Genomic DNA, 10,999 nt, shown 5'->3' with positions numbered 1-10,999 from the left:
GATGAACAAAAGATATTATCCAGCCCACACCTGCGCATAGAGCATCGCCATCTCCTCCGCATCGGGCACCCGCGGATTGTTCGCCGGTGAGCCCGACGCCGCCGCCTGCGCACACATCGTCGGGACCAGCGCGTCCCAGCGCGCCGCGTCGATGCCCCATGCCGCGGGGCCCGGCACCGCGAGTTCGCGGTTCAATGCCGCCAGCTCATCGAGCAACCGCGCCACCGCCGACTGGTCGCCCTCGGCTTCGTCGGCCACCCCCATCGCCCGCGCGCAATCGGCATAGCGATGCAGCGCCGCGGGCGCCGACCAAGCGGTGACCGCGGGCAGCAGCATCGCGTTCGACAGCCCGTGCGGCACATGGAAATGCGCGCCGATCGGCCGGCTCATCCCGTGCACCAGCGCGACCGAACTGTTCGAAAAAGCGATCCCCGCCTGTGTCGCGCCCAGCATCATTGCCTCGCGCGCCGCGGCGTCCATCGGGTCGCTGCACACGCGGCGCAAATTCGGCGCAATCGCCCGCATCGCGAGCAAGGCCATGCCGTCGCTGAACGGGTTCGCGCGCTTCGACACATAAGCCTCGATCGCGTGCGTCAGCGAATCGATCCCCGTATCGGCGGTCAGCCGCACCGGCTTGGTAAAGGTCAGCGCATAATCGACCAGCGCCGCGACGGGCAGATAGGCGAGCCCCGGGCACAGCATCTTCTCGTCGGTCGTCTCGTCGGTGATGATCGTGAAACGCGTCGCCTCCGACCCCGTGCCGGCGGTGGTCGGGATCGCGATCACCGGCAGCCCCGGCGCGTCCTGAACATGCGGTGCCTTGTAATCGGCCATCGCGCCGCCGAACTCGCCGAGCACCGCAATCGCCTTCGCGCTGTCGAGCGGGCTGCCGCCGCCAAATCCGACGACGCAGTCGTGGTCGCCCTCCAGCCGATACGCCACCCCCGCGTCGATCGACGCCACCGTGGGGTCGGGCACCGTTTCGGCAAACACGCGCGAAGCGATGCCCGCCGCCGTCAGCCCATCGACCAGCTCGGCCACGCGCCCGCTGCTCACCAGCCAGCTATCGGTCACGATCAACGGCCGCGCCAGACCCAGCGCGCCAAGCACCTCGGCCAATTGCTTCGACGCGCCGCCGCCGATGCGCAGGATGCGGGGCAGGGCGATACTCGCGATACTCAACTCACCATCTCCTCGCGAATCGAACGGCGCGCCATCCAGAACAGCGCCGAGGCGAGCGCGCCGAAGAGGATGAAAATCATCAGCGACCAGCGCACGCCTTCCGCCGACCCTAGCCCCATCGGGCCCGAGAGGAAATCGCTGACCGCGCCCACGCCGAGCGGCCCGAGCCCGAGCCCGAGCAGGTTGATGATGAACAGCAGCACCGCCGACGCCGTCGCGCGCGTCTGCGGCCGCACCAACCCCTGCACGGCGGCGAAACCCGGCCCGTACCACAGCGTGTTGAGCACCGGCGGAAAGGCGAACATGGTCAGCGCGAACACTGCCGAATCCGCCATCAGTCCCGCGATATAGAAGGGGATGCCGAGGAAGGTCGAAACCGCCGGGATCGCGACATAGGCGCGCAGATCGCGCGCACCATATTTGTCGGCAAGCTGCCCGCCCATCCATGTGCCGAGCGCCCCCGTCAGCCCGAGCACGACGCCCAGCGCGACGCCGAGAAAGCCCGTCAGCCCCAGCCCGAAATCGCCCGCGATCAGCGTCAGTTCCGCGGCATGGTTGCGAAAGAAGAAGGGTGCGAGGAACGCCGCGGCGCCATAGCCGATGAACGCCTTGATCGCTGCGGCAAAGGCGATCAGCCAGAAGGTCCGCTTGCCGCGGATCTCTGCCATCGCGGTTTTGAAGTCGGGCCTAGACGCCTTCAACCTTGCCAGATCGCCATGCATCTGCCGTCGCGGTTCCTTCAGGGTCGTCCACGCGATCAGCGCCATCAGCACGCCGGGAGCGCCCGCGAACAGGAAGGCCGCCCGCCAGCCGTACGCATCGGCAATCAACCCGCCCAAGGCCAGCCCGAGCAGCCCGCCGAGCGGGATGCCGAGCGAATAGAAGGCGAGCGCCGACGCGCGCTTCTCCTTCGGCGTATAGTCGGTGATCAGCGAATGCGCTGGCGGCGTGCACCCCGCCTCGCCGATGCCGACGCCGATACGGCACAGCACGAGCTGGACGAAATTCTGCGCAAAGCCGCAGGTGACGGTGAAGATGCTCCACAGCCCCGCCGCGACCGCGATGATCCGCGGCCGGTCGCCCGTCTCGGCAAAGCGCGCGATCGGAATCCCGAGCACGGTATAGAAAAGCGCAAAGGCCAGCCCCGTCATCACCCCGAGCTGCCAGTCGGCGAGGTGCAGCTCATTCTTGATCGGCTCGGCGAGGATCGAGACGATCTGCCGGTCGAGGAAGTTCAGGATATAGATGATCAGCAGCACCGTCAGCGCATAGCGGCGGTACGCCGATGACACTGGCGGCAAGGCGGGCGGAGTAGCGGCTTCGGTTGTCATCTCATCCTCTCTCTATTCGTCACCCCGGACTTGATCCGGGGTCCCGCCCTGTCATTCGCCGCGACAAGCGGGATGCCGGGTCAAGCCCGGCATGACGGGGTCTTTCTATTTGTTCGGCCGCCAATTGACTCCCCCGCCCGACACGATATGACAGCGCTGTCTGAAAGGGAAGACATGCCCGAATTGCTCGTTCTTCAATCGGTCTGGGGCCTCGACAAATGCCCCGGTTTCGACATCGAAAACCGCCTCGACGAAGCGCTCGGCCAGGTCGTCGCCGCGGGCTTCGACGGCGTCGGCGTCAACCTCGCACGCACCGCGCGCACCGATGGGGTCGCGCGCGTGATGAACCCGCTCGGCCTTGCATGGGAAGGGCAGGTGCTCGTCCACGACGCGGACCAGCTCACCCACTGGATCGGCGAGGCGCAGCGGCTCGGCGCGCATCATCTCAACGTCCAGATCGCCGGCCCGACCGCCGATTTCCGCGCCGCGCTGCGCCTGATCGACAGTCTCGTCGCCGCGGCGAAGGACGCGCCGCTCCCCGTCTGGTTCGAAACCCACCGCGGCCGCCTCACCAACGATCTGCTCTTCACGCTGGAACTGCTCGAGGAACGCCCCGGATTTCCGCTCACCGCCGACCTGTCGCACTATCCGGTCGCGGGCGAGATGGAACTGCCGCTCCGCGACGACCAGCTCGCCGCGATCGAGACGATCCTGCAGGGGAGCCATAATTTCCATGGCCGCGTGTCTACGACGCATCAGGTGCAGGTCGCTCTCGATGCGCCGCAACATCGGGGCTGGCTCGACCAGCATATCGCTTGGTGGCGCCGCGGTCTCGAACTCTGGCTCGAGCAGGCGCGCGCAGATGATGCGCTGACCTTCATGTGCGAACTCGGGCCTCCCCCTTACGCGATCACTGCGCCCGACGGCAGCGAACTGACGAACCGCTGGGACGAAGCACAGCGTATGCGCGACATCGTGCGGGGGCTGTGGCGCGAGGTGGGGGGGATATAACTCTGTGCCCCTGCGAAGGCAGGGGCCCATCACCAAACCTATCCGTTCCCCATTACCGGCTGCTCGACAACCAGAGGTCCGGAAACGGGCCCCTGCCTTCGCAGGGGCACGGGAGAGCGGAATCATCACACCGCCACCGCATCCCGCCAGCGCGCAAACGCAGTATCGGCCTCATCGCGACCGACCTTCGGCAAAAACTCGGCATCGTATTGCGCCAGCCGCTTCAGATCGCCTGTCCCGAACAGGCCCGCACCCATCCCCGCCGCGAGTGCGGCGCCATAGGCGCTCGCCTCGCGTACCGCATGGCGCCGCACCGGCCGCTGCAAGGCGTCGGCCTGCAACTGCATCAGCGTCTCGCTCGCCGACAGCCCGCCCGCGACGGGCAGCGCCTCGGGCACCGGCAGCGCCGTCGCAATCACGTCCGCAATCTCGCGAAAGCGGAACGCGATCCCTTGCAACGCCGCGCGCGCGACCTGCCCCGGTCCGTCGGCAAAGCTCAGCCCGGCGATCAACCCGCGCGCCTCGAACTTGCCATGCGGCGCGCCCATCCCCGCAAGCGACGGTCGCACCACGACTTTTCCCGCATCGCTCACCGAAGCTGCCGCCGCTTCCATCGCAGCGGGCGATGCAAACAGCCCCAGCCCGCCGCACAGCCACTCGATCATCGATCCGGTGGTGATCACCATCCCCTCAACGCAAAACCGCGGCTTCCCGCCCGCAAAGGCCAGCGCCTCGGCGGGCATGCTGCTGTGGATCGTCTCGGGCACCGCGCCCGTCCCCGCCATCAGCACCCCCGACGTGCCATAGGTCGCCTTCCAGTCGCCGCGCTCCAGCGCGCCATGCGCGACCATCGCGGCCTCCTGGTCGGCGATCAGCGCGGTGATCGGCACCCGCGCGCCGAGTACCGCCGGATCGCTTGTCGCAATCGCGCCCCAGCTTTCGACCTGCGCCGGGAACATGGCTGCAGGCAGCTTCTGGTGGGCGACCAAGGCAGCATCCCATCCGGCGCCATTCGCATAATCATAATAGCCCGTCAGCCAGGCCGCCGAGGCATCGGTGACATGCGCGCCGCTAAGCTTGTAAGTCAGCCAGCTATCGAGCGTTCCCCATTGCAGCCCGCCGGGATCGCACCCCGACAGCGCAATCGCTGCGGGCAACTTTGCCGAAGGCACCTGCGGCCATCCAGCGAAGCCCGCCGCGCGAAGACGCTTATATTCGTCCATTCCGCGCAGGTCGCTCCACACGAGCATCGGTGCGACCGGCTCGCCGGTGGCGCGATCCCACAGCACGATGCTTGCGCGCTGTGTCGTCACGCCGATCGCGGCAACATCGGCGATGCTGCGTCCCGCCGCCGCCAGCGCGCCGTCGATCACCGCCCGGCAGATAGTCCAGACCCCGGCCGCGTCCTGCTCGACCAGCCCGGGGGCAGGGAAATGGCTCGCGATCGGCCATTTATCGACGCCCAGCACCGCGCCCGCCGGGTCGACCAGCATGGCGCGGGCGCCCGTCGTGCCCGCGTCGAGCGCGAGCAACAACTCAGGCATCGGGTATCAGATTGCCCGGGTTCATGATCCCTTCCGGATCGAGGCAATCCTTCACCCGCCGCAGCAACGCAACGCCGCTCTCGCCCAGATCATGGTGCAGATACGGCTTCCTCAGCCGCCCCGCGCCATGATGGTGCGCGACCCCGCCACCATGCTTCGCGGTCGCTTCCATGATCGCGCGCCAGCCGGCGAAATAGGCGGGCTCCATCTTCGCGCTGTCCTCGAACGTCGCCGCGAAGCTGAAATAGAGGTTGATGCCCGACCGATAGACATGGCTGCTGTGCGCCGACGCGTTGATCACGCCGGGAATTTCGTTGAGCGCCGCGATGCTGGCGTCATAGATCGCGCCGATCTCGCTCCAGCGCCCCGAAATCTCGACTGTGTCGGCGACATAACCGCGCTCGAACATGTCGCGCCAGCTCGGCACATGATTGCGCTTTTCGATCCACTGCTTCGCCGCCATCGGATCGCCCGCTTCGAGCCCCGCGCTCGCGCAGATTTCGTGCACCGCCGCCAGCTCGGCATCGACTCGAGCTTTCGGTCCCTCGTGGACCATCAGCAGCATCGCCTTGCCGCCCTGCTCATAGTCGCGGAACAGCCGCCGCACCTCGCGCCCGTCATACTGGCGCATCACCGGCGGGCGCCAATCGGCGCGCACGATCTGCCGCTGCGCCTCGAACCCGGCGCGCATATCGTTCGCATAGAAGATGCTGTAGTCGCGGTGCGGCGCCTTGGCGCGCAGCGAGAAGGTCACGCCGGTGATTACCCCCATCGTCCCTTCGGCGCCCATCAGCAGATGCCGCAAATCCGGCCCAGCGGCGGCGCGCACCGCCTTGCCCAGCGTTACCAGTTCGCCGTTCGGCAGCACCGCCTCGATCGAATGGATGATATCCTCGATATTGCCGTAAGCGGTCGAAAACTGCCCCGACGCGCGCGTCGCGACCCAGCCGCCGACACTGCTGATCGCGATCGACTGCGGCCAGTGACCGATCGTCAGCCCGTGCGCCGCGACCGCTTCCTCGGCTTCCATGCCGTTCAAACCGGCATCGAAGCTCGCGAGCAAATCGTCGCCGTCGATGGTGCGCACGCGGTTCATGCTGCTCATGTCGAGCAGGATCGCATCGGGCGTGGGCTCGATCCCGCCGCACACTCCGCTGCCAAGGCCATAGGGGATCAGCGGCACGCGCTTCTCCGCAGCCAGCCGCACGACCCTCTGCACATCCTCGACCGACTGCGGCCGCACGACGCATCCCGGTGCGGGCACCGTTTCGCCGCGCCAGTCGCGCAAGTGCTTGACCGCCCACTGGTCATAGCGCCGCGCTTGTCGCGCGTCGGCATCGCTCGCGACGCGGTCGGCGCCGATGACGTTGGCAAGGGCTTCGGCAATCGAACTCATTTCATTCTCCCAAAAGCCTGCGGCTCTCATCGTTGATCGCTCGGCAATGCGCGATTTGCGCCGCCTTCATCGCGTCATCCCAGCCGAGCAGCGCGCCCATCGCCTCGGCGGCTGGCGCGAGCGCACCAAGGCCCGCGCCCTCGTCGAACCACGCGCGTGCACTCCGCCGCACCCAATAATCCTCCAGCGTCGACGCACCCTCGTGCGTCACCGCGCGCGCCGCCTCGGCGGCGATATCGCCGCCTGCAATCACGATCTCGTTCGCCTCGTCGCCATAGAGTCCTGCCAGCCGTTCGGCCGCCAGCGGATCGAGCCCGGCGAGCCGCACTTCGCGCGATCCGCCGGGCAGCGGCGTGTGAGCGCTCGAACAGGGCGGGGCGCTCTTGCCCAGCCGTTCGAGGACCAGGTCGACCACCCGCCCGGCCATCGCGCGATAGGCGCTGAGCTTGCCCCCTGCGATCGACACCAGTCCGCTAGGCGAGGTCCATATCTCGTCCTTGCGCGATATTTCGTTCGCCTTCTTCCCCGGCTGCGCGATCAGCGGCCGCACCCCCGACCACAGCGAGACGATCTCGCCGTCCCTGATCGGGTCGACGCGCAGCGCCGCCTCGGCCGCGCGCAGCAGATAGTCGATGTCGTCGCGCGTCGGCGCGGGCCAGTAGACGGCGCCGTCGTGGAATACATCGGTCGTGCCGATATAGGTGAAGGCGCCGCGCGGGACCGCGAAGACGCTGCGCTTGTCCGGGGCACGAATGATGATCGTCGAATTGACCGGCAGCCGCGCGCGCGGCAGGACAAGGTGGATACCGCGGCTCATCGACATGCGCGTGTCGGTTTCACCCGCCTCCAGCCCGCGCACCTTGTCGACCCACGCGCCCGCGGCGTTTACCACCAGTTTCGCCCGGATCCGCGCCCCCCGGCCATCGTCCAGCGTTGACGTCGCGACCAGCCCGTCGCCCGTCAGTTCCGACGCCGCCGCATGATTAACCACCACCGCACCCGCGCCCCGCGCGCTCCGCACATTGGCGAGTACCAACCGCGCATCGTCGGTCAGAAACTCGGGATAGAGCACCGCGCCGTTCAGCCCGCCGGTCCGCATCAGCGGCTCGCGCCGTTGAAGCTCGCCCAGCCCGATCACCTCGTGCTTTTCTGCTTCGGGCACTCCGCCGAGTTTCTCGAACGCCCACAGCCCCGTGCGCAGCTTCGCGGTCATCGCCATGTTCGTCGTCGGGATCAGAAAGGGCGACAGCCGCGTCAGGTGCGGCGCGATCCGTCGCAGGATCTGCCGCTCCGATGCCGCTTCCTTGACCAGCGCAATATCACCCTGCGCCAGATAGCGCAGCCCGCCGTGGATCATCTTCGACGAACGGCTGCTCGTCCCGCTTGCATAGTCGCGCGCCTCGACCAGCGCAACCGACAGCCCGCGCATCGCCGCATCGCGCGCGATCCCCGCGCCGGTGATCCCGCCGCCGATCACCGCAAGGTCGAACGTCCGCGATTCCAGTTCGGCAAAGACCTGCGCGCGCCGCCGCGCATCGAGAGAGGTGCTGCTCATGCTCTCACGCTAAGCACATCACAGATGCATTGGTAATGCAAAACAGGAATGATATGCTGCGCGCCATGAACCTCCGCCGCCTGCGCCATTTCGACACCCTCTATCGCCTCGGCAGCTACGCGCGCGCCGCCGGCGAACTCGGCCTCACCCAATCGGCGCTCACCCGCTCGATCCAGAAGCTCGAGGAGGAACTCGGCGCCACGCTCTTCGACCGCACCACCCATTATGTCCGCCCGACGAGCGACGCCGATCGCCTGATCCGTTCGGCGCGCGACGTCATCGCCGCCTCGGCGAACCTCGAACAGGAAGCGCGCGGCCTCGGCCAGCCGAGCAGCGGCACCGTCGCGGTCGGCAGCGGGCCCTATCCGCTGCAACCCCTGCTCACCGATGCGATCGCGCGTTTCGCCGGGGCGCATCCGGGCGTGCGCGTCACCGTTACTGGCGGACCGTCGCAGCAACTCCTCGAAACCCTTGTCGACCGCCGCCTCGACCTCGTCGTGTGCAACCGCGCGAAGTTCGCCACGTCCGCCCACGCCGACGAGGTGCTTTGCATCCCGCTGCCGCCCGAACCTTTGATGCTCGTCTGCTCCTCCGGTCACCCGCTCGCGAAGGGGCAGGGCGACAGCGCCGATTTTCCCTGGGCGCTGCCGCGTCCCGCACCGGGCAGCAACCTGCCGCGCGCCCTCCGCGCCCGCTTCGCTGCCGGGCAATTTCCCGACTATGAACTCGACTCCACCGCCGCCTGCCTCGACATGGCGAGGAGCGGCCGCGCCATTACCGTCGTTCCGCGCGCGCTCGCGCTCCGCTCGGGCCTGCACATGATTGCGCTCCCGCCATCCGAAGTCACTCGCGACGCGATCCATCTCCTCCGCAACCGCAGCCGCAGCGCGCTTGTCGCCGCCTTCGTCGGGATATTGAAGGATGTCGCTCAGGCCGAAACGATCCCGTCGAACAGCGCCGCATCCGCCGACCCGGCGCGATAGAAGACCGGCGGCTCTCCGAACGGCGCCGCGACGGTCGCGTCGCTGCCGCCCGCGTAGCTCTTGCTCGACCACAGATGCACCCATTCGGCGCCCGCGGGCAGATAGGTCGTCCATTCGCTTTTCCCCGCCGCGATCACCGGCGCGACGAGCAGGTCGGGGCCGAGCAGATAGCTGGTCTGGATCGCATAGGTCTCCGCATCCTCCTCGAAATGCAGGAACAGCGGGCGCTGCACCGGCAGGCCAGTTTCCGACGCCTCCTTCGACAAGCGCCGCAGATAGGGCGCGAGATGCGCGTAGATCCGCGTCATCTTGGCAAAATGCGCGAGCAATTCGGGATCGTCGTCATATTGCACATTCTGCCGCGGCCGGTTGCCCTCATGCGTGCGCATCATCGACGTGAACGCCGACATCTCGGCCCAGCGCATCGCCAGTTCGGCATCGCGCGTGGTGTCGAACAGGCTGGTATAACCGCCGCAGTCGCTATGATGATGCGCGTTGCCGAGCATTCCCGCCGACAGCGCGGCGCAGATCACCGTGCCGATCCCGTCATGGCGGCTGAAATCGACCGCCTGGTCGCCCGCCCAAAGCATCGGGCAATGCCCCTGCACGCCGGCGGCGCCCGAGCGCATGAACACCATCATCTCGCCCGTCTGGCCGCGCCCGGCGATACCCCTGGCGTTCACTTCGCCCCACAGCGCCGGCCAGCGATTATGCGCGGTCATCCCGCTTTCGCCGTTCGCCAGCCGCACATCGACGGGCAGATATTCGCCGAAGTCAGCCATCCAGCCCGACAGCCCGAAATCGACCATCTTTTCGCCGATGATCGTGTCGGCGAACCACGCCGCCGCCGCCGGATTGGTGAAATCGACATGCCCGCAATCGAACTCGCCGAAGTCGATCACATAAGGCTCGTCGCGCTCGGGGTGCATGACCATATAGCCCTCTGTCGCTGCTTCGGCATAAAGCGGGCCGTCGACCGCCAGATAGGGGTTCACATAGCCGAGGAAGCGAATACCGCGTTCGCGCAGTTCGGCAATCCGCGCCGGCAGGTTTGGGTAACGTTCGGCATTCCATTGCCAGTCCCAGAACAGGCGGTTGCCGAAGCTGGTGATGCGCAGCCCGACCCAATCCTCGCACCACAGCCCCGATACCGCGACCCCGGCGTCCTCATAGGCCTTGAGGCGCGCAAAGCTGTTGTCGCCATCCTTCAGGCCGATGACGGCGCCCTTCAGCAGCCATTCGGGCAGCGGCGGCTGGCGTCCGAAGCGCGCCGACAATGCCGACACCAGATCGGTGAAACGCGGCCGCGCCCATAAGTCGATCTTCGCCGGGATCTCCCAGACCTCGACCTCGTGATAATCCTCGGCGCGAAAATCGAACGCCGCATAGGCAAAGCTGTCGACGTGCAACGCATAGCGCCGCGAACTCACATAGGTCGGCTGCGGATAATTGGTGTGGGCATAGCTGCCGCCGCCGCCCTTGCGGTGCGCTTCGACCTGCTGGAACAGCTCCGACGAGGGATCGCGGCCGACGCCGGGTTCGCTCGACCACAGCGGGAAATACCGACCGCGCAAGTCGAAATAGGAGAGTTGCTCGCCGCCGCCCCACACATGCTCGCCGGCCTCGGCCGCCACGCGCAGCCACAACCGGTTGAGCGCCGGGTCGAGCGCGGTCAGCGCGATCGTCGCGTCGTCCCCATCGCCCGAAACGCGCGCTTCGAGCAGCCAGGGCGAACCGGCGGCTTCGGCAAAACGCACGACCGGACCATCGGCCTCGACATGCCCGAGCGCGATCCGCTCGATCACCGTCTGCGAAACATCGAAATGCCCGAGCTTCGAATGCACATGCGCTTCGCCGCGTCCGACAAAGAAACAGGGCGCGCCGTCGCGATGCGAAAGGATCACCTGTCCGCCAAGGCGGAGTGCAAAGCCGGTGTCGAGCGCGTCAAGCGCCATGGGGAGGATCCTTTCCATCGTCGTCGCCCCCCGCGCAGGCGG

At 67.4% G+C, this 10,999-nt stretch carries 8 protein-coding genes; 2 read left to right on the top strand and 6 right to left on the bottom strand.

The window, feature by feature from the left end; genetic code table 11:
- Window positions 1–15: 15 nt before the first annotated feature.
- Both FHR22_RS21830 and FHR22_RS21825 read right to left on the bottom strand, forming a co-directional pair.
- The gene (locus FHR22_RS21830; protein ID WP_208417869.1) at window positions 16–1,182 is read right to left on the bottom strand and encodes an iron-containing alcohol dehydrogenase; all 1,167 of its coding nucleotides are present in this window, start codon (window positions 1,180–1,182) and stop codon (window positions 16–18) included.
- On the bottom strand, window positions 1,179–2,513 hold the full coding sequence (locus tag FHR22_RS21825) for a spinster family MFS transporter (RefSeq protein WP_166946328.1): 1,335 nt from the start codon (window positions 2,511–2,513) through the stop codon (window positions 1,179–1,181). Before FHR22_RS21825 ends, FHR22_RS21830 begins: the two co-directional genes overlap by 4 nt.
- Window positions 2,514–2,687: 174 nt before the next feature.
- Here FHR22_RS21825 and FHR22_RS21820 point away from each other — a divergent pair, with 174 nt between their 5' ends.
- A complete protein-coding gene (locus tag FHR22_RS21820) occupies window positions 2,688–3,524 on the top strand; it encodes a sugar phosphate isomerase/epimerase (protein ID WP_166946326.1) in 837 nt (278 codons plus the stop codon).
- A gap of 125 nt (window positions 3,525–3,649) precedes the next feature.
- Here FHR22_RS21820 and FHR22_RS21815 read toward each other — a convergent pair whose 3' ends face one another.
- The 3 genes from FHR22_RS21815 to FHR22_RS21805 are packed head-to-tail and all read right to left on the bottom strand — an operon-like array spanning window position 3,650 to window position 8,019.
- Entirely contained in the window at window positions 3,650–5,068 is a 1,419-nt protein-coding gene (locus FHR22_RS21815; protein WP_166946324.1) for an FGGY family carbohydrate kinase, read from the bottom strand.
- Window positions 5,061–6,464 (bottom strand): FAD-binding oxidoreductase, encoded by a 1,404-nt coding sequence (locus tag FHR22_RS21810; protein ID WP_166946322.1) that lies wholly within the window; start codon window positions 6,462–6,464, stop codon window positions 5,061–5,063. The genes FHR22_RS21815 and FHR22_RS21810 overlap by 8 nt, the downstream gene beginning before the upstream one ends.
- Before the next feature lies 1 nt (window position 6,465).
- Window positions 6,466–8,019: a glycerol-3-phosphate dehydrogenase/oxidase gene (locus FHR22_RS21805; RefSeq protein WP_166946320.1), complete on the bottom strand. Its 1,554-nt coding sequence runs from the start codon at window positions 8,017–8,019 to the stop codon at window positions 6,466–6,468.
- 53 nt (window positions 8,020–8,072) lie between these two features.
- Between FHR22_RS21805 and FHR22_RS21800 the strand changes: the two genes are divergently transcribed.
- Window positions 8,073–9,002: a LysR family transcriptional regulator gene (locus FHR22_RS21800; protein ID WP_166946318.1), complete on the top strand. Its 930-nt coding sequence runs from the start codon at window positions 8,073–8,075 to the stop codon at window positions 9,000–9,002.
- On the opposite strand, the gene FHR22_RS21795 is transcribed toward FHR22_RS21800, so the two are convergent.
- The gene (locus tag FHR22_RS21795; protein ID WP_243853979.1) at window positions 8,948–10,957 is read right to left on the bottom strand and encodes an alpha-glucosidase; all 2,010 of its coding nucleotides are present in this window, start codon (window positions 10,955–10,957) and stop codon (window positions 8,948–8,950) included. The genes FHR22_RS21800 and FHR22_RS21795 overlap by 55 nt on opposite strands.
- Between the last annotated feature and the right edge of the window lie 42 nt (window positions 10,958–10,999).

Origin of the sequence: Sphingopyxis panaciterrae, assembly GCF_011762125.1 — a bacterium.
In the GTDB taxonomy this organism is placed as follows: Bacteria; Pseudomonadota; Alphaproteobacteria; order Sphingomonadales; family Sphingomonadaceae; genus Sphingopyxis; species Sphingopyxis panaciterrae.
Note: the sequence above shows the minus strand (reverse complement) of the source record. Positions and strands in the feature narration are given on the sequence as shown.

What these genes read in the sequence shown, in the direction of transcription:
- FHR22_RS21805 (WP_166946320.1), bottom strand. Translation starts at nt 8,019, where the DNA reads ATGAGCAGCACCTCTCTCGATGCGCGGCGGCGCGCGCAGGTCTTTGCC.
- FHR22_RS21795 (WP_243853979.1), bottom strand. Translation starts at nt 10,957, where the DNA reads ATGGCGCTTGACGCGCTCGACACCGGCTTTGCACTCCGCCTTGGCGGA.
- FHR22_RS21810 (WP_166946322.1), bottom strand. Translation starts at nt 6,464, where the DNA reads ATGAGTTCGATTGCCGAAGCCCTTGCCAACGTCATCGGCGCCGACCGC.
- FHR22_RS21815 (WP_166946324.1), bottom strand. Translation starts at nt 5,068, where the DNA reads ATGCCTGAGTTGTTGCTCGCGCTCGACGCGGGCACGACGGGCGCCCGC.
- FHR22_RS21800 (WP_166946318.1), top strand. Translation starts at nt 8,073, where the DNA reads ATGCTGCGCGCCATGAACCTCCGCCGCCTGCGCCATTTCGACACCCTC.
- FHR22_RS21825 (WP_166946328.1), bottom strand. Translation starts at nt 2,513, where the DNA reads ATGACAACCGAAGCCGCTACTCCGCCCGCCTTGCCGCCAGTGTCATCG.
- FHR22_RS21820 (WP_166946326.1), top strand. Translation starts at nt 2,688, where the DNA reads ATGCCCGAATTGCTCGTTCTTCAATCGGTCTGGGGCCTCGACAAATGC.